Origin of the sequence: Alteraurantiacibacter aestuarii, from assembly GCF_039523595.1 — a bacterium.
Taxonomy (GTDB): Bacteria; Pseudomonadota; Alphaproteobacteria; order Sphingomonadales; family Sphingomonadaceae; genus Alteraurantiacibacter; species Alteraurantiacibacter aestuarii.
In genome coordinates, this window is record NZ_BAAAFP010000002.1 from 352,015 (window position 1) to 370,826 (window position 18,812).

10 protein-coding genes, 2 tRNA genes and 2 rRNA genes are annotated in these 18,812 nt (G+C 61.0%); 5 read left to right on the forward strand and 9 right to left on the reverse strand.

The window, feature by feature from the left end; genetic code table 11:
• Positions 1–4: 4 nt before the first annotated feature.
• From ABDZ98_RS05350 to ABDZ98_RS05360, 3 genes are read right to left on the reverse strand one after another with little or no spacing between them, the layout of a single operon-like run.
• Positions 5–553 (reverse strand): hypothetical protein, encoded by a 549-nt coding sequence (locus tag ABDZ98_RS05350; protein WP_160589386.1) that lies wholly within the window; start codon positions 551–553, stop codon positions 5–7.
• A complete protein-coding gene (locus ABDZ98_RS05355) occupies positions 547–1,038 on the reverse strand; it encodes a hypothetical protein (protein ID WP_160589387.1) in 492 nt (163 codons plus the stop codon). The genes ABDZ98_RS05350 and ABDZ98_RS05355 overlap by 7 nt, the downstream gene beginning before the upstream one ends.
• A gap of 46 nt (positions 1,039–1,084) precedes the next feature.
• Positions 1,085–2,596, reverse strand: coding sequence for a SulP family inorganic anion transporter (locus ABDZ98_RS05360; protein WP_160589388.1), 1,512 nt, complete (start codon positions 2,594–2,596; stop codon positions 1,085–1,087).
• Positions 2,597–2,931: 335 nt separating this feature from the next.
• Between ABDZ98_RS05360 and ABDZ98_RS05365 the strand changes: the two genes are divergently transcribed.
• A complete protein-coding gene (locus tag ABDZ98_RS05365; protein ID WP_237437311.1) occupies positions 2,932–5,715 on the forward strand; it encodes a M16 family metallopeptidase in 2,784 nt (927 codons plus the stop codon).
• A 21-nt stretch (positions 5,716–5,736) separates the two neighbouring features.
• Here ABDZ98_RS05365 and ABDZ98_RS05370 read toward each other — a convergent pair whose 3' ends face one another.
• The 6 genes from ABDZ98_RS05370 to ABDZ98_RS05395 form a co-directional block, all read right to left on the reverse strand.
• Complete coding sequence (locus ABDZ98_RS05370) at positions 5,737–6,318, reverse strand: hypothetical protein (RefSeq protein ID WP_160589390.1); 582 nt, start codon at positions 6,316–6,318, stop codon at positions 5,737–5,739.
• A gap of 13 nt (positions 6,319–6,331) precedes the next feature.
• Positions 6,332–8,167 carry an ABC transporter transmembrane domain-containing protein gene (locus tag ABDZ98_RS05375; protein WP_160589573.1) on the reverse strand — a complete coding sequence of 612 codons (1,836 nt, stop codon included), beginning with the start codon at positions 8,165–8,167 and terminating at the stop codon, positions 6,332–6,334.
• 45 nt (positions 8,168–8,212) lie between these two features.
• Entirely contained in the window at positions 8,213–9,178 is a 966-nt protein-coding gene (locus ABDZ98_RS05380) for a retroviral-like aspartic protease family protein (RefSeq protein ID WP_160589391.1), read from the reverse strand.
• A 143-nt stretch (positions 9,179–9,321) separates the two neighbouring features.
• Positions 9,322–10,200, reverse strand: coding sequence for a beta-1,6-N-acetylglucosaminyltransferase (locus ABDZ98_RS05385; RefSeq protein WP_160589392.1), 879 nt, complete (start codon positions 10,198–10,200; stop codon positions 9,322–9,324).
• Positions 10,201–10,208: 8 nt separating this feature from the next.
• The gene (locus ABDZ98_RS05390; RefSeq protein ID WP_160589393.1) at positions 10,209–11,726 is read right to left on the reverse strand and encodes an oligosaccharide flippase family protein; all 1,518 of its coding nucleotides are present in this window, start codon (positions 11,724–11,726) and stop codon (positions 10,209–10,211) included.
• An 8-nt stretch (positions 11,727–11,734) separates the two neighbouring features.
• Positions 11,735–12,751, reverse strand: coding sequence for a glycosyltransferase (locus ABDZ98_RS05395; RefSeq protein ID WP_202385892.1), 1,017 nt, complete (start codon positions 12,749–12,751; stop codon positions 11,735–11,737).
• 1,027 nt (positions 12,752–13,778) lie between these two features.
• Here ABDZ98_RS05395 and ABDZ98_RS05400 point away from each other — a divergent pair.
• From ABDZ98_RS05400 to ABDZ98_RS05415, 4 genes are all read left to right on the forward strand, one after another.
• Positions 13,779–15,269 (forward strand): 16S ribosomal RNA (locus ABDZ98_RS05400).
• A 201-nt stretch (positions 15,270–15,470) separates the two neighbouring features.
• A tRNA-Ile gene (locus tag ABDZ98_RS05405) sits at positions 15,471–15,547 on the forward strand.
• 20 nt (positions 15,548–15,567) lie between these two features.
• Positions 15,568–15,643 (forward strand) — tRNA-Ala (locus ABDZ98_RS05410).
• Positions 15,644–15,922: 279 nt separating this feature from the next.
• Positions 15,923–18,714: ribosomal RNA gene (locus ABDZ98_RS05415) — 23S ribosomal RNA — on the forward strand.
• Together the 16S and 23S rRNA genes with 2 tRNA genes alongside form the textbook arrangement of a ribosomal RNA operon.
• The last annotated feature ends 98 nt before the right edge of the window (positions 18,715–18,812 follow it).

The window sequence follows — 18,812 nt, forward strand, 5'->3', positions numbered from 1 at the left end:
CGGCTTACGAACACCATCCGCACCAGAACCACGCCGGAGGGCGGAAGGCGGTTATCACGCGGCCTGCGGCGATCACGCCCATCCAGCAGCCGAAGCTGACAATGGCGAAGATGCGCGCCCGGCGCGGGGCGTCCTGATACGGGGTGAGCGAGCGCACCGCGCCCGCAGTGGTGAGGTAGAAGCCTGCCATGTTGATCCCGGCAATGGCGATCAGCGCCATCTTGATCTGCCATGCCGGATTATACAGATACTGGTCGGGCGAACTGGAAACGAAGATCGCGCCCGAGGCCGCGCACAGCACAAAACCCAGCACGCCAAAGGGAACCAAGCGGTGCAGGCCCGCCAGCGATATGCCCTTGAACGCGCCCATCATCCGCAGGTCATAAATGCCCACCGATCCCATCAGCAGGCACAGGCCGGTGAAGTGGACGATCTCTGCAATCGGCCAGCCCCAGGCGGAATAGGCGATATCGAACAGCCCGCTGTCGATGGACCAGTTGACGATGGCCACCGGGTCAAGGACGGTGTCTTGCGGGATGGGCGCCTCTACCATGTCAGGTCGCTCGTCAGCAGCATGGTGTTGGTATAGAGCAGCAGCTTGCCGCTCGCCACGGCGGCCAGCCACAGCGCCATCGCCAGCGCAGCCTGCAGCTTGACCAGCAGAACCGGCTCCATCGTCTTGCGAAAGCTGATCCGGGCGATGTGCCGCACCAGCAAGGCGGCGGCGATCAGGCAGGCGAATTTCAGCGCGAATACCGGATTGGTCAGCGCCTTGGCCGGATATCCCGCCAGCAGCCCCAGGCCGGAAATGATCGCCAGCACCGCGCCCAGCTTCATCAGCGGGAACAGCCTGCGGATCTTGCTCAGCTGGATCTGCTTGCCCACGCCGATCACCCGCAGCGATACGGCAAAGCCGCCGCCGACGAGGAACGCCATGCCCCAGGCATGCACGATCAGCAGGACGAAATAGGCGTAGAAGTCCTCGCGCACAAAAGTGCTGATGCGCGTCTGCTCAATCCAGGCGAGAATATCCATCATCCCGACGCATGGTTAACATGCCGGGAGTGGATTGCGAAATGGCCGTTTATGGGTGCGGAGCCAGCCCGATTTCCACGCCGGTCTTGTCGGTCAGGGCGAACTTGTCGACCAGATCGGCGCTGGCGGTGTTGAGCCCGCGCACCTGCACGCTGCGGCCGTGGCGGCGCATGCGCTCCACCACCTTGTCCAGCGCGGCGGTGGCCGAGATATCCCAGAAATGCGCGCCCGACACATCGATCATCACATGGTCTGACGGATCGGGCTGCTCGCCTTCGGGGCCAAGCCGGCGTTCGAACAGGTCGACACTGGCGAAGAAGATCTGTCCGGTGACGGTATAGACCGCCTGGTCAGCCTCACGCGTGCGCACGACGGAGAACATCTGCCGCACCTTGCCGGTGAAGAATATGCCCGACAGCAGCACGCCCACCAGCACGCCGATGGCCAGGTTATGCGTGGCGACAACCACCGCCACCGTGGTCAGCATGACGACCGAGGACGGCCACGGATGGTGGCGCAGATTGGGGATGGAGTTCCAGCTGAACGTGCCGATCGACACCATGATCATCACCGCCACCAGCGATGCCATGGGGATGCGGCCCACAATCGGACCCAGCGCCGCCAGCAGCACCAGCAAGGTCAGGCCCGCAGTAAAGGTGGAAAGCCGCCCGCGGCCTCCCGATGTCACGTTGATCACCGACTGGCCGATCATCGCGCAGCCGCCCATGCCGCCAAAGAAGGCGGCAACCACATTGGCCACGCCTTGCCCCGCGCACTCACGCTTCTTGTTGCTGTCCGTATGCGTCATGTCGTCCACGATCTGCGCGGTCAGCAGCGATTCCAGCAGGCCCACCGCCGCCATCGTCAGCGCATAGGGTGCGATGATGCGCAGTGTTTCCCAGTTCAGCGGCACATCGGGGAGGATGAAATAGGGCAGGCCTTCGGGCAGTTTGCCCATGTCGCCCACCGTGTGCACATCCAGGTCCAGGCCGATGGACAGCGCGCCCAGCACGATGATCGCCACCAGCGGCGAAGGCACGGCAGTGGTCAGGCGCGGCAGCAGGTAGATGATCGCCAGCCCGCCTATGACCATGGCGTAGGTGATCCACGGCATGCTGGTGTTCCAGTCAAAGCCGGTCAGCTGCGGCAGCTGCGCCACGAAGATCAGTATCGCCAGCGCGTTGACGAAGCCGGTGATGACCGAGCGCGAGACGAACTGCATCAGCAGGTCCAGCCGCAGCACGGCGGCAATGGCCTGGAAAATGCCCATCAGGATCGTGGCGGCGAACAGATATTCCACGCCGTGATCGCGCACCAGCGGCACCACCACCACGGCCACGGCGGCGGTTGCCGCGCTGATCATGCCGGGGCGGCCACCGGTAAAGGCGATCACCATGGCGATGGTGATGGAGGCATACAGCCCCACGCGCGGGTCTACCCCGGCGATGATGGAGAAGCCGATGGCTTCGGGGATGAGCGCGAGGGCGACCACGATTCCGGCAAGAATGTCATTGCGCGGATTTGCCAGCCAGTCGCGCTTGAGCGCGGCCATGTCGATCATGTTCAAGTCCGTGGATTGGCGCGCGGCCCGGTAACTCGGCGGCGCGCGGGAATACTATTGCAGGCCCTATCCTTCGCCATTGCAGCATAATCAAGGGCAGGGGCATGAATTTATCGCAACAGCAATGGGCCTTCCGGCCAAGGCGTCAATCGATATGTGTGACCCTGTCGTCGATGGAATTCGACTTCCGGTGGCCCACCGTGGCAGTAGAACGGGCCATCAATTCAACTCCGGGGACTTGCCGCATGACATCGAGGCTGCTGCCCTCCAGTACCGCAATCAGGACCGCAATCTGTGCCGTAATATGTGCTGCAATTGGCGTCACCACTCTGGCATTGCCGACACAGGCCCAGACCCTCGCAACAGCTGGTGAGAACGCCCCGCTGACCGCGCCGGAGATCGAATTCACCCAATGGACGCTGGACAATGGCCTGCGGGTGATTGCCATCCAGGATGACAGCACCGCCACCGTCACCACCTCGCTGTGGTATGAAGTGGGGTCCAAGCTCGATCCGGACAGGCGCTCGGGCTTTGCCCATCTGTTCGAACATATCCTCAGCCGCAAGACGCTGAACATGCCATACAACATGATCTATGGCCTCACCGCCGATGTGGGCGGCACGCGCAATGCCTCTACCGGCGATGACCGGACCAATTATTACGAGCAGGTGCCGGCGCAATATCTGGAAACCATGCTGTGGACCCACCGGGAGCGGATGGCCTTTCCGGTGATCGACGAACAAGTGTTCGAAAGCGAACGCGACGTGGTGAAGGAGGAGCTGCGCACCCGCATGCTGGCGCCGCCCTATGGCCGGCTGTCGCGCCAGGTGCTGCCCGAAATCGCCTATGACGTGCTGCCCCAGCGCCGTTCGACGATTGGTTCACTGGCAGACCTTGATCTGGCCACGCTGGACGATGCGCGCGCCTTTCATCAGGCCTATTACGGGCCGGATACCGCCACGCTGATCGTGGCCGGCAATTTCGACATGGCCAGTCTGCGCAGCCTTGTGGACCGGTATTTCGCCGATATCCCGCCGCGCGCCAATCCGCTGGACGTGACCATCACCGCGCGCGCGGAGCGCCGCACCCAGCCGCGCACCGCTGCCGCCTATGCTCCGGGCGTGCCGCTGCCTTTGATCGGCACCGTCTGGCAGGGGCCGGAACGGGCGCATCCCGATTCCGCCGCGCTCGAAGTGCTCAGCGCCATCATGGGGCGCGGTCAGAACAGCCGCTTCAATGCTTCGCTGATCCGCACCGGCAAGGCGGTGCAGGCCGAACGGCTGCTCGATTTCAACGAGGAAGGCGGCATGCTGGGATATTACGCCGTGCTCAATCCCGCCGCCGATATGGACGAAGTGGCGGGCATAATGGCTGCCGAGGCCGAGAGCTTCCGCACCGGGCTGGTGAGCGATGCCGAACTGGCCGAGGCGAAGAATGAGCTGATTTCGGATTCCCTGCGCGCACGCGAAACCGCCAGCGGGCGCGCTTTTGAACTGGGCGAGGCGCTGGTTTCCACCGGCGATCCGCGCGCGGCGGACCTGCGGCTGCGGGCGATTGCCGCGGTGACACCGCAGGATGTTCAGCGCGCGGCGCGGGTGTGGCTTGCGCCCGAAGCCCGGGTGGACCTGACGTATCAGAGCGGGGAGGACAATCCCGCCACCTATGCCAATCCCGTGCCCATGCCAGCGTTCCGCATTCTTCCGCCTGCGGTGGGCCAGCCGCTGGCGGTGCTGCCCGAAGGCGAGCGACAGGCCCCTCCCGCTCCCGGCCCGGTGCCGGTGGTCAGCGTGCCGCAATTCGTCCGCCATGATCTGGCCAATGGCATGGAAGTGATCGCCGCGCAGACGGGCGATGTGCCTCTGGCCACCATGACCGTGCTGGTCCCCGGTGGCAGCAAGAGTGATCCGCGCGCCAAGGCTGGCCTTGCCGACTTCGCCGCCGGACTGGCCAGCCGAGGCACCGCCACGCGCAGCGCGGAGGAAATCGCTGCGGCGCTGGAGAGCCTGGGGGCGGACTTTGGCGCCTCTGCCCGCAGCGATGGCACGGTCTTCACCCTGACCGCGCCGACCGCCAACCTGCCCGCAGCAGGAGAGATCTTCGCCGACATCATCCGCAACGCATCCTTCCCGCAGGACGAGCTGGAGCGTGAGCTTGCGCGCACGATGGATGGCCTGCGCATTGCGCTCAGCGATCCGGGATCGCTGGCGGGCATGGCGGTGCGTCCGCTGATCTATGGCGATGCGCCCTATGGCAATGTGACCAGCGGCATTCCGGCCAGTCTGGCCGCGCTCACCCGCGAAGACCTGGCCGCGCACCGCACGCAATACTGGCACCCGGCGGCATCGCAAGTGGTGGTCAGCGGCGGTATTGCGCCGACGGAGGCCTTTGCCCTGACACAGCACCTGTTCGGGGACTGGCAGGCAGAGGCACCCCCGCCTGCGGCTGTCGATGATCCTGCCGGTCCCTCCGTGCCCGTGCGCACCGTGGTGATCGACATGCCAGAGGCAGGCCAGGCGGCAGTGGTGCTGGCCGGGCGCGGTCCGGCGCAAGGCGAGCCATCATATTATCCGCTGGCGCTGGCCAATGCGGTGCTGGGCGGCGGGTCGAGCGGGCGCCTGTTCGAGGAAATCCGCACCAGGCGCTCACTGTCCTATGGCGCGTCGTCCTCGCTTGGGTCGCTGGCGGACGAGCCTTTGCTGACCGCCTCCTCACAGACTGCCAATGAGACGGTGGATGAGGTGGTGCAGGTGATGCTGGACGAATTCGCCCGCATCGGGACACAGCCGCTGGAGCAGGACCTGATCGACCGCCGCCGCCTTTACCTGACCGGCAGCCACGCCCGCCGCATGGAAACCTCCGCCGGCTTTTCCGGCATCGTCAGCAATTTGCTGGCGCTGGGCATCGATCCTGATGAGGCGGCGCAATATGCCGCGCGGCTTGGCGCGGTGACGCCGCAGGCGGCATCGGCGGCGGCGCAGGAATATTTCGATCCGGACAATATCTCTGTCGTGATCGTCGGCAATGCCGCCGCCTTCATCGATGATCTGCGCGCGATCCGGCCCGGCGTGGAAGTGATCCCGGCGGCCGAGCTTGACCTGTCGAGCGCCGATTTGCGGTAGGCGGCTCAAATCACCGGGGCGTTACTGCGCCTCGGCATACCAGAATTGCGCGTGGCAGACCGAGCAGGAAACATCCATGCCCGCCACCAGATCGCTGGCTGTATCGATATCCCGCGTGACGGCGGCACTTTCCAGCATCCGCGCCAACTGGGCGAATTCGCCGCCCATGGTGCGGAAACCCTGCGGATCATCATCCAGGAAACCCTGCACGTCCTCCATCGAAATCTCGAATTCCTCGGTCGTCATATTGCCGGGAGAGGCGGCGCGGATCGGGCCTTTCGCCGCGGCCATGCGCTCACCCTCTGCGGCCAGGGTGCCTGCCGCCGTCGCCAGCGCGGACCATTGTTCGTCGCCCATCAGTTCCGGGTCCAGCCCGCCATCTTCATTCATGGCATTATTGCCGACATCCCAGATCGCCACGATCGCCGGGTTGACCACTGTCTGCATGGCATGGCGGACATAATAGGGTTCGGCCTCCGCCTCGGCTTGCGCATATTCGGGGGCCTGCGAATATTCAGGGGCCTGCGAATATTCAGGGGCCTGGGCATAGGCCGTGGCACAGGCAGCCAGGGCAAGGGGAACAACCGCGACAAGCAAGCGCATGATCTTGATCCTTCTACTCGGCGGCTTCGGGCAGTTCCGCCTCTTCATTCAATTGCCTCGTCCACATCTCGGCGTAAAGCCCATCGTGGCGCAGCAACCGACCATGCGTACCCTGCTCGCAAATGCGCCCGTCCTGAATGACGTAGATCAAATCGCTGTCGGCAATGGTGGAAAGCCTGTGCGCGATGGAAATGGTGGTGCGCCCTTCGGACACGCGCTTCAGCGTGCCGAGGATATCCTGCTCCGTGCGGGTGTCGAGCGCGCTGGTCGCCTCGTCCAGCAACAGGATCGGCGGGTTCTTGAGCAAGGTTCGGGCAATCGCCACGCGCTGCTTCTCGCCGCCTGAAAGCTTCAGCCCGCGCTCCCCCACTTCGGTTTCCAGCTGCTGCGGCAGGCTCTTTATGAAGGGCCAGATCGCCGCATCGCGCGCCGCCTGGATGATTTCCGCATCGCCCGCACCTTCGCGGCCATAGCCGATGTTATAGCCGATGGTGTCGTTGAACAGCACGCTGTCCTGCGGGACGATGCCGATATGCGCGCGCAGGCTTTCCTGCTGCACCTGGGCGATATCCTGCCCGTCGATCAATATCCGGCCCTGCCACGGATCGTAGAAGCGGAACAGCAGCCGCCCGATGGTGGATTTGCCCGCGCCCGATGGACCTACCAGTGCCACGTGGCCGCCGGCGGGAACCTCGAAGCTGAGCCCGTGGAGGATCTGCCGGTCACGCTCATAGCCGAATTCGACATTGTCGAAGGTCAGCATGGGCCGGTGGATCAGCAGCGCGGGCGCACCGGGCACATCGGTCACTTCCATCGCCGTATCCATCAGGCGGAACATCTCCGCCATGTCGATCAGGCCCTGGCGGATCGTGCGATAGACCCAGCCGAGCATGTCCAGCGGACGGAACAGCTGCATCATATAGGTGTTCACCAGCACCAGATCGCCCACTGACAGCCGCCCCTGGCTCCAGCCCCACACGGTCCACGCCATCGCGCCGCCCATCATCAGCTGCAGGATTGCCGCCTGCACGATGTTGAGCAGGGCCAGCGAATTGTCGGTCTTGATGGCGGCTTCGGCATAATCGGCGGCGGTGGTGGCATAGCGTTCCTTCTCGCGCCGCTCCGCCCCGAAATATTTGACCGTCTCGTAATTCAGCAGCGAATCCACCGCGCGCGCCATCGCCTGCCCGTCGAGCGAGTTCATCCTGGCGCGCAGCTTGGTGCGCCATTCGGTAATCGCCTGGGTAATCCAGATGAAGGCGACGATGGCAAAGGCCGTGGCGGCCACGATTTCCCAGCCGAACAGCGTGTAGAAAATCACCGCCACCACCACCAGTTCGATGGCGGTGGGCATGATGTTGAACAGCAGGAAATAGATCATGTTGCTGATCGATTTCGTGCCGCGTTCTATCACCCGGGTGATTTCCCCCGTGCGGCGGGAGAGGTGGAAGCGCAGCGACAGGCGGTGCAATCGCTCGAACACATCTTCGGACAGGCTGCGCACGGCATCCTGCCCCACGCGGTTGAACACCATGTTGCGCGTCTGGTCGAAGGCGGTGGTGGCAAAGCGTCCGGCGGCATAGGCAATCACCAGCGCCATCGCCACCCACACGGCCTGGTCCACGGCGGAATCCTGCCCGGCGGACATGGTATCCACCGCGCGGGCATAGGCCAGCGGCAGTGTGAGCACGACCACCTTGGCGGCCAGCACCAGCAGCGCGGCCACGGCAATGCGCCAGCGCAAGTCCGGGCGGTCACGCGGCCACAGATAGGGCAGGAACCGGCGCACGGTTGGCCATCCGGCCTGCTCGCTCAGTTCACCGGTCTTGTCTGTCTGCTTGTCCGCCATGGTCATGAAGTGGGGTCTGGCGGGCCTTGCGGCAATATGTTTTCTCTACAGCTCGCCCAGACGCCCGAAGGTGGGCAGGGTGGGCAGGCGCGATCCATCGGGCAGGTCGAACATCACCCGGCGGCTGGGGAAATCGATCGCCACCCGTTCGAAAACCCGCAATTCGTTCATCCCCAGGATCAGCGCCGGCTCATCCGCCAGGCCGAGCATGGCGAAAGTGGGCGATTCGACAAAGGTCACCAGGAAATTGGAAAGCTGGGCGCGGCCAAGGTCGAGCGAGCGCACGACGCGCAGCAGGCTGGTCTGCTGCACGCCGTTGATGTCGGTCATTTCAGCCTCGCCGCTGTGGCGCGATCGGCGCAGGCGGCGGGAGAGCGCGTCATTGGCGATCGAGCCCTGCGCGCCGGTATCGACGATCACCGCGGTGCGCACACCGTCCAGCCGCGCGCGGGCGATAATCATCTGGTCACCCACGCGGCGGGCCTTCACCACGATGTCATAGTCATTGCGGTCGATGGCGGTCTCTAGGTCGGCAATCTCGATCAGGCGGTTCTCGAAATCGAGCAGGATGCGCTGGTCCTGCAGAGAATCCAGCCCGAGTATGCCATCCGCGCCGCCAATATTGTCCGCTTCCACCAGCGCGGCCAGCGCATCGAAGCGGCTGCTGGTGCCAAACCCCAGTTCGGGAATTTGCGTGGTCTGGATCTCGCGCGTGCTGGCCATGCCCACCAGTGTCGTCGCCTGTCGCCCGGTCAGTTGCAAGTGATCGGCCAGCGCGTGCGACAGGACGGTGGCCTGCGCGCCGGTGTCGATCATGAACTGGAACGGGCCTTGCCCATTGATGGTGACGGGCACGGTCATGCGGCGATAACGCTCATCCAGCAGCGGCAGGACCTGTGTCTGTTCCTGCGTTACGGGGGCCAGGTCCGCCTCTGCTTCCTGTGCCTTTGCGGGGACGGCAACCAGCCATCCCATCAGCGATATGGCGGCAGCATTCTTGAGCCATTGCATGGCAATTCTCCTGCGCAGCGGGAAATACCGCCGCGTCTCGGCAGGTTATATAGCATGCGCAGTTGTGACACAGAAACCGGACCCTTGGTCCGTGGTGGCTGATGCGGTGGGCGCGCAGATTCTCCGCGCGCCAGCCGCGGCGATCAGAAGCGACCGAGCTGGTAGAAAAAGGGATCGGTGCCCGCATCCACCTTGCGCGCGAACCACGCATTGGAAGCGGTGATGGCGCTGGTGTCTTCCGTCTTGAGCAGCTTGGGGTGATATCCGCCGCCGCTCCAGTCGATAAAGCGCCGCGCCGGTTCGATCCGGTCGGCGAACAGGCGGCCAAGGACTGTCTGGCATACATGCTCATCGGGGCACTGGGTAAACACCAGCCGTCCGGACTTTTGCAGGCGGGTCACCTCGCGCTCCATCCGGATGGCGGCGTCGCGCGGGACAGAGAACCAGCCGCTGCCCTTCAGCCAGCGGGAACCGGCATAGCGTCGGCGATGAATGCCTGCACCACGCATGATCTTGCTGAAGGACCAGCTCAGCCTGGTCTGCGCGCGCTGGATGTTTTCAGTCAGCCGGTTACATCCAGGCACGGATAGGCCGCGCTCATCAAACCACCAGTCATCCATCCGCTTTTCCTGCAGCTCGCCCCACAAGTCAGCGAAAACGGGCTTCCGGTTGGCAAAGCTGGCGATGTCCTCCACCATCCGGCTGCGCGAACAGACCGGCCAGTCCGCCCCGCTCAGCAAATGGAAATAGTCGAAGTCCGCGCGCAATGCCTCGCGCACAAGCAGCTGCTGCGCCTCGACCAGACTGCGATGCGCCCACAGGACTTTCGTCGGGTGCATCACCAGCCGCAGCCGCCCCGATGGATGGGCGGCAAAGCGATCACGCTGATGGCGCCACAGGTCCGATCTCCTGTCCAGATGCAGCACCACCAGATCGTCGCTGTCGGGCGCCAGCAAGGTGTCGATCAGCCGGGCCAGCTGGTCGGCGTTGGCATGGGCGAGGATGGCAAAGACGAAACGCATCGCGCTGCTCAGGCCTGCCGCGCGCGCAGCCGCAGGGCGAAGCCGGACCCGATGCTGACAATCTCATCCCACAGCGGATGGCGCAGCAGCCACAGGGCGGCGAGCCAGAGCGGCGCGCCCATCAGCGCAAAGCTGCCCAGCGTGGCAATCCCGCAATAGCGAAAATCGGGCATGACAAGGGCAGCGATGCTGAGCGGGACGATGGCGGCAACGGTGGCGACCAGCCCCTTGGCATAGATCCGCACCAGCCGCAGCGGCGAAAGGTCGATCAACCCGCAGATGAAGAACACATAGATGAAGATCCAGATCGCCGCATAGGCAATGCGCGAGACGGCGGCCATCTCCACCGAGACCATCGCGCCCGCGATCAGCAGCGTCACCGATACGATGGTATCGAGGATGTTGCGCCGCGTCAGCTTCTTCATCTCGCCATGCAGGATGGGGATTTCCATCTGCATCGGCAGCGCTTCGAACAGCATCTCGCTGATGGCGATCAGTTGCAGGATGGGGGCAACGGCGATCCAGCGCGGGCCGAACAGCGATTCCACCAGTGGCTCCGCGCCAATCGCAAGGCCTGCCATCACCGGCCATGTGCTGGCGGTGAAACAGGCGACGACCTTGAGATAGGGTTCGGCCAGCGATCCTCCGCGCCGCTGGATGCGGGCAAAGGATGGATAGACCACGCTGCCTATACCGCCAGAAACCAGAGTGCGCAGCTGCGAGGCAAGCCCGGTCGATCTGGTATAGATGCCGGTGGCCGCAAGGCTGAGGAACTTGCCGACGATCAGGTCGGCAGAGCGGGAGCCGACCGCGCCGATGATGAACAGATAGCTCGATTGCGAACCGAAGCGCAGGACCTCGGCCAGCCCGTCAAAGCGCGGTGGAAAGGGCAGGGCCGGGCGCAGGGCCTGCCCGGCAATGGCGCGGATGGCAGCCGATGCCACCATCGCCCAGGCCAGCGACAGGGCGGAAAAGCCCGCCATCGCCATGCCAATCGCCACGCCGCCCTGCACAAAGGCGCTCGACACATTGACCACGAACAGACGGCCAAAGGCCATTTCGCGCGACAGCAGAGCGACCGGCATGATCGAGAATGCGGAAAAGCCATAGCTGAGCGCGATGATCAGCAGGATCGGCAGCAGGTCCGCATGGCCATAGAAGGATGCCACTGCCGGCGATGCCGCGGCAATGGCCAGGCCCACGGTCCATGAAAAGACCACCGCCACGCTGGAGCAGCGGGCCGTTTCTTCATGATCCAGCCGGGCCAGACCGGTAATATATCGGGTGAGGCCAAAGTCCTGCAGCACCGCCACCATCATCGCGGCGGCCAGGGCGATGGAGAACAGGCCTACCTCATCGGGCGCGAGGAAAAAGCGCGAGATGATGACGGAGGTGATGAACTGGATGACGAAGCCGGTGTACTGGCTGCCCATCGCCCACACCGCTGCGCTGCGCACGCTTCTGGTGGCAGGCTCCCTTGCGGCGGGATCATCGCCGTCGGGGGGGTGGGAGGTCGCTTCGGCCACGCCGTGCCTCAGTTCGTTGCCAGCACGGTGGTCAGGCGCAGCGCGCGCAGCGGCTCGCCCAGCCGCACCAGACGCAGCACAGTGCGCCACATGCCTTCATGCGATCCACCCTCGCGGATATGGCTGAGCATGATGTCGAAACCCTGATCGCGCAGGCCCACGGGCGAATGCAATATGCCGCGCGCCACTTTCTCCCGCACGCGCTGACCGATGCCCTGCTCGCCGAACAGCGCATCCAGCTGATCGATGGGGGGCAGCTGGTCCAGACTGGCGGTGGGATCATCCTTGCCCGCCGCGCGCTGGTGATAGGCTTCATAGGCAACCGCAGCGCCGATCTGCTGCTCGGTCGCGTGGCGCTTCGATACCTGTCCGGCATAATGGCGGTACTGGATCAGCCGCTCGGGAATATTGGCCAGCCTGGTGACGGAGGCCAGCCGCAGCCACAGGTCCAGATCCTCGCAATGGCGGAAGGCGGCATGATAACCGCCCTGCGCCAGCACCAGATCGCGCCGGTACATCACCGCCGGGTGGCAGAACAACGGCCCGCCATGCGCCATGTTGTGCTCGAACTGCTCATGCGTGACAGGATGCTCGCGGCCCTTGGACAGGAACAGCGATCCGTTCTCGTCCATATCCTGGCTCCAGCTACCGACCACCCCGTGATCGGGGTTCTCCGCCAGGAAGCGCAGCTGCGTCTCGAATCGACTGGGCCGGCTGTTGTCGTCCGCATCCATGCGAGCCACGATTGGTGCGCGTGCCAGGGCCAGCAACTGGTTGAGGCTGACGATCAGGCCGCGGTTCTCCCGGATGATCGGGCGGATGCGCTGGTCCTGACCGGCATAGCGGCGGATGATATCGGCGGTGCCGTCGCTCGATCCGTCGTCCAGGATCAGGAATTCGAAGTCGGTAAAGCTCTGCGCCAGTATGCTCTCGATCGCCTCGGCCAGGAATCGCTCGCCATTATATACGCTCATCGCCACGCTCAGCGCGGGAGGTGTGTCAGGCAGGTCTTCGGTCACAGTCATCGTTGGGCCCAGGCATGTTGCGCGGCGCGCCCAAATCCCGGGCACGTGCGCAAACTCGTTTCGCTCGGTGCCTTCTTTGCCCGTTTTTGGTTAACGAAGCTTTCAAAGGGACGGGGGAAGGGCGGCGGGCAGAGCCGCAATATCCGCCGCATGACAGCGCGCGGATCAGGGCATTTTGAACGCCCCCAGATCAGGCCCCAGATCAGGCCCCTATATAGAGGCGTATATAGAGGCCGTCAGATGAGGCCCGGATCAGCGGTCATTATCCACCCTGCATATAGAGCAAGTGACGGCCTCTTTTCGGGCATTGCCGCCAACTGGTGCGACACGCCTTGGCTGTCACAGCTGCGGGCACGCCGAATCAAAAGAACGCCGATCAGCACGATTCGAACACCCGCAGGCACGAATCCACCCAGGCTTTGCCGCCAATGGCCGTGATCCAGGGTGTGGAATCGCATTTGGACCGGCAGATGAGGGGAGCAGACGGTAACAGACTACCGCCAGACTGCCACCAGACGGGGCGATCAAGGGGGTAAACCGGGTGCCATGCCCAGCTGGACCCACGGAAAACCGCGGATTTCCGCCAATTACGACGTTTTTGAAATAAAATTGCAGAAAGGCGTTGACCCGACTCAAAGGCCCCCATATATGCCCTCTCACCGGAGCGGAGACGACGGTTTCAACCTTCTCCTCGCACTGGTCGCCAACATAGATCGGACAGCAAGTCCCCCGGTAGATTAAATCGGGGAACGCTAACTGTCCGCTTCTTTCTGTTGAGTGGCTCTTTGACATTGTCGTATTTTAGATGAAGGGACATGTGGGCGACGGCGCCCGGTCCGGGGGTCTCAAGGCTCCGGGTACCGGTTAACTTAAGCCGATTGCCACATCCTTCGCGGACACCACGTCTGCGTTGTGATGATGCATGTCCTTCGTATCCATTACGTTAGATAGTGCAGGTATCGGCTCCTTGAAGCTCATGCTTGACTGGTTAGCGATCGTCAGATCGTGCCGGTTTTGTATGTGACACAAACTTGAGAGTTTGATCCTGGCTCAGAACGAACGCTGGCGGCATGCCTAACACATGCAAGTCGAACGAACCCTTCGGGGTGAGTGGCGCACGGGTGCGTAACGCGTGGGAACCTGCCTTTAGGTTCGGAATAACAGTTAGAAATGACTGCTAATACCGAATAATGTCTTCGGACCAAAGATTTATCGCCTTTAGATGGGCCCGCGTTGGATTAGCTAGTTGGTGGGGTAAAGGCTCACCAAGGCGACGATCCATAGCTGGTCTTAGAGGATGATCAGCCACACTGGGACTGAGACACGGCCCAGACTCCTACGGGAGGCAGCAGTGGGGAATATTGGACAATGGGCGAAAGCCTGATCCAGCAATGCCGCGTGAGTGATGAAGGCCTTAGGGTTGTAAAGCTCTTTTACCAGGGATGATAATGACAGTACCTGGAGAATAAGCTCCGGCTAACTCCGTGCCAGCAGCCGCGGTAATACGGAGGGAGCTAGCGTTGTTCGGAAATACTGGGCGTAAAGCGAACGTAGGCGGCCAAGTAAGTCAGGGGTGAAATCCCGGGGCTCAACCCCGGAACTGCCTTTGAAACTGCTAGGCTAGAATCCTGGAGAGGCGAGTGGAATTCCGAGTGTAGAGGTGAAATTCGTAGATATTCGGAAGAACACCAGTGGCGAAGGCGACTCGCTGGACAGGTATTGACGCTGAGGTTCGAAAGCGTGGGGAGCAAACAGGATTAGATACCCTGGTAGTCCACGCCGTAAACGATGATAACTAGCTGTCCGGGCTCATAGAGCTTGGGTGGCGCAGCTAACGCATTAAGTTATCCGCCTGGGGAGTACGGTCGCAAGATTAAAACTCAAAGGAATTGACGGGGGCCTGCACAAGCGGTGGAGCATGTGGTTTAATTCGAAGCAACGCGCAGAACCTTACCAGCGTTTGACATCCTTGTCGCGGATTTCAGAGATGATTTCCTTCAGTTCGGCTGGACAAGTGACAGGTGCTGCATGGCTGTCGTCAGCTCGTGTCGTGAGATGTTGGGTTAAGTCCCGCAACGAGCGCAACCCTCGTCCTTAGTTGCCATCATTTAGTTGGGAACTCTAAGGAAACCGCCGGTGATAAGCCGGAGGAAGGTGGGGATGACGTCAAGTCCTCATGGCCCTTACACGCTGGGCTACACACGTGCTACAATGGCGGTGACAGTGAGCAGCGATCCCGCAAGGGTTAGCTAATCTCCAAAAACCGTCTCAGTTCGGATTGTTCTCTGCAACTCGAGAGCATGAAGGCGGAATCGCTAGTAATCGCGGATCAGCATGCCGCGGTGAATACGTTCCCAGGCCTTGTACACACCGCCCGTCACGCCATGGGAGTTGGTTTCACCCGAAGGTGGTGCGCTAACCTGTTTACAGGAGGCAGCCAACCACGGTGGGATCAGCGACTGGGGTGAAGTCGTAACAAGGTAGCCGTAGGGGAACCTGCGGCTGGATCACCTCCTTTCTAAGGATATTGGCGGAAAGCGCCGGCACTTGTTGCCGGAAGTGCTTCCTCCTCTTCCAAAGAACATGCCGTCGTCCTCATGTCCCTTCATCTCTGGAAAAAACACCAGGCGCCTTGGCGTGTGGTGTTTATGCCTGAGCTGGCTAACGCCGCCCGCGGCACGCCCAAACCTTTATGGATTTGGCGGCTAGCGAAGGCAGCGGGCCTGTAGCTCAGTTGGTTAGAGCGCACCCCTGATAAGGGTGAGGTCGGTGGTTCGAATCCACCCAGGCCCACCACTATCCGTTTGGTTGCAATTGGGGCCTTAGCTCAGCTGGGAGAGCACCTGCTTTGCAAGCAGGGGGTCATCGGTTCGATCCCGATAGGCTCCACCAGCCAAACAGATCCAGAGATGAAGAAACGAAATCCGGTCCGGATGCAAATCCAGGGCCCGGTAGTACGGCATTGGCCGTACGTCTTTGACATTGTGAATGGGTTTTTAAATCGATGCCGTGGCGGTATCGTCGTACAGGGTCAGACCTTCGGGGCTGAGCTTTGTCAGGCGATATCATCACAAATTCAATTTTAAATTGATTATCTGGCTGAGATAATCCTCCGCATCATTGCAAGGCGATCAAGCGTTATGCAGGCTTGTCGTTGATGGTGTGGATTCTCAAGCGCGAGGTAAGAGCATTTGGTGGATGCCTTGGCATGTACAGGCGATGAAGGACGTGGCACGCTGCGATAAGCGTCGGGGAGATGTGAGCAATCTTTGATCCGGCGATTTCCGAATGGGGAAACCCACCTTCACCATTTCTTCCTGGTCTCTTTCGAGGGATCCGGGCGAGGTGGATAAGGTATTACCTTAGTGAATAAAATAACTTTGGTGAAGCAAACCCGGGGAACTGAAACATCTCAGTACCCGGAGGAAAAGACATCAACCGAGATTCCGTTAGTAGTGGCGAGCGAACGCGGACCAGGCCAGTGCCTTCATTTCAACTAGCAGAACACTTTGGGAAGAGTGGCCATAGCGGGTGACAGCCCCGTATGCAAAAGTGATGATGAAGGACTCGAGTAGGGCGGAACACGTGAAATTCTGTCTGAACATGGGGGGACCACCCTCCAAGCCTAAATACTCGTACATGACCGATAGTGAACAAGTACCGTGAGGGAAAGGTGAAAAGCACCCCGATTAGGGGAGTGAAAAAGTACCTGAAACCGAATGCTTACAATCAGTTGGAGCCCCTTTGGGGGGTGACAGCGTACCTCTTGCATAATGGGTCAGTGACTTAATCTAACATGCAAGCTTAAGCCGTTAGGTGTAGGCGCAGCGAAAGCGAGTCTGAATAGGGCGAACATAGTATGTTGGATTAGACCCGAAACCCGGCGATCTAGGCATGACCAGGTTGAAGGTGCAGTAACATGCACTGGAGGACCGAACCGTTGTATGTTGAAAAATGCTCGGATGAGTTGTGTTTAGGGGTGAAAGGCCAATCAAGCCGGGAAATAGCTGGTTCTCCGCGAAATCTATTGAGGTAGAGCGTCGAATGTATGCCATCGGGGGTAGAGCACTGGATGGGCTAGGGGGTCGCGAGATCTACCAAACCTAACCAAACTCCGAATACCGATGAGTCTTGTTCGGCAGACAGACGGCGGGTGCTAAGGTCCGTCGTCAAAAGGGAAACAGCCCTAACCTACAGCTAAGGTCCCCAAGTCATCACTAAGTGGGAAAGCATGTGGGATTTCCAAAACAACCAGGAGGTTGGCTTAGAAGCAGCCATCCTTTAAAGAAAGCGTAACAGCTCACTGGTCTAAATAAGAGATCCTGCGGCGAAGATGTAACGGGGCTAAAGTGATGCACCGAAGCTTAGGGTTCATAGTTTACTATGAGCGGTAGCGGAGCGTTCCGTAAGTTGATGAAGCCGAAGGGTAACCGACGGTGGAGATATCGGAAGTGCGAATGCTGACATGAGTAGCGATAAAGAGGGTGAGATGCCCTCTCGCCGAAAGACCAAGGGTTCCTGCGCAACGCTAATCGGCGCAGGGTGAGCCGGCCCCTAAGACGAGCCCGAAGGGGGTAGTCGATGGGAACCACGTTAATATTCGTGGGCCTGAAGATGTGTGACGGATGGTGGAAGTAGTTCGATCTTATTGGATTGATCGGGCTGCCAAGCTGTTCCAGGAAATAGCCTCTTCATATAGACCGTACCCGAAACCGACACAGGTGGTCAGGTAGAGTATACCAAGGCGCTTGAGTGAAGTATCCTGAAGGAACTCGGCAAATTGCCTCCGTACCTTCGGAAGAAGGAGGCCCAACCTTTGCGCAAGCAATTGTTGGGGGCACAGGCCAGGGGGTAGCGACTGTTTATCAAAAACACAGGACTCTGCTAAGTCGGCTTCAAGACGACGTATAGGGTCTGACGCCTGCCCGGTGCTGGAAGGTTAAGAGGAGGAGTGCAAGCTCCGAATTGAAGCCCCAGTAAACGGCGGCCGTAACTATAACGGTCCTAAGGTAGCGAAATTCCTTGTCGGGTAAGTTCCGACCTGCACGAATGGCGTAACGACTTCCCCACTGTCTCCAGGATATGCTCAGCGAAATTGAAGTTCCCGTGAAGATGCGGGATACCCGCGGTTAGACGGAAAGACCCCGTGCACCTTTACTGCAGCTTCAGAGTGGCATTAGGAAAGAGTTGTGTAGCATAGGTGGGAGGCTTTGAAACTTGGGCGCCAGTCCGAGTGGAGCCATAGGTGAAATACCACCCTGCTGTTTTCTGATGTCTAACTAACTACCGTTATCCGGTAGTAGGACCCTCTGTGGCGGGTAGTTTGACTGGGGCGGTCGCCTCCTAAAGAGTAACGGAGGCGCGCGATGGTAGGCTCAGGCCGGTTGGAAACCGGCTGCGAGAGTGCAATGGCATAAGCCTGCCTGACTGCGAGACTGACGAGTCGAGCAGAGACGAAAGTCGGTCATAGTGATCCGGTGGTCCCTCGTGGAAGGGCCATCGCTCAACGGATAAAAGGTACGCCGGGGATAACAGGCTGATACTGCCCAAGAGCTCATATCGACGGCAGTGTTTGGCACCTCGATGTCGGCTCATCACATCCTGGGGCTGGAGCAGGTCCCAAGGGTTTGGCTGTTCGCCAATTAAAGTGGTACGTGAGCTGGGTTCAGAACGTCGCGAGACAGTTTGGTCCCTATCTGCCGTGGGCGTCGATTGTTGAGAGGAGTTGCCCCTAGTACGAGAGGACCGGGGTGAACGTACCTCTGGTGTACCTGTCATTGCGCCAGCAGTGCCGCAGGGTAGCTATGTACGGAAGGGATAACCGCTGAAAGCATCTAAGCGGGAAGCCTCCCTCAAGATAAGCAATCATCGAACCGTGATAGACCATCACGTTGATAGGCTGGGTGTGGAAGTGCAGTAATGCATGTAGCTAACCAGTCCTAATAGTTCTGTTCGCGCTTGTGAGTCCCACCATCAATGACAGGCCTGCAAAGGTTTGCCTCATTGAACGGAGGATTTGTCCAAGCCGGATGATCGCCCATAATGAAACAACAGCATCGAT

What these genes read in the sequence shown, in the direction of transcription:
- ABDZ98_RS05375 (WP_160589573.1), bottom strand. Translation starts at nt 8,167, where the DNA reads ATGGCGGACAAGCAGACAGACAAGACCGGTGAACTGAGCGAGCAGGCC.
- ABDZ98_RS05360 (WP_160589388.1), bottom strand. Translation starts at nt 2,596, where the DNA reads ATGATCGACATGGCCGCGCTCAAGCGCGACTGGCTGGCAAATCCGCGC.
- ABDZ98_RS05395 (WP_202385892.1), bottom strand. Translation starts at nt 12,751, where the DNA reads ATGACTGTGACCGAAGACCTGCCTGACACACCTCCCGCGCTGAGCGTG.
- ABDZ98_RS05380 (WP_160589391.1), bottom strand. Translation starts at nt 9,178, where the DNA reads ATGCAATGGCTCAAGAATGCTGCCGCCATATCGCTGATGGGATGGCTG.
- ABDZ98_RS05350 (WP_160589386.1), bottom strand. Translation starts at nt 553, where the DNA reads ATGGTAGAGGCGCCCATCCCGCAAGACACCGTCCTTGACCCGGTGGCC.
- ABDZ98_RS05385 (WP_160589392.1), bottom strand. Translation starts at nt 10,200, where the DNA reads ATGCGTTTCGTCTTTGCCATCCTCGCCCATGCCAACGCCGACCAGCTG.
- ABDZ98_RS05355 (WP_160589387.1), bottom strand. Translation starts at nt 1,038, where the DNA reads ATGATGGATATTCTCGCCTGGATTGAGCAGACGCGCATCAGCACTTTT.
- ABDZ98_RS05370 (WP_160589390.1), bottom strand. Translation starts at nt 6,318, where the DNA reads ATGCGCTTGCTTGTCGCGGTTGTTCCCCTTGCCCTGGCTGCCTGTGCC.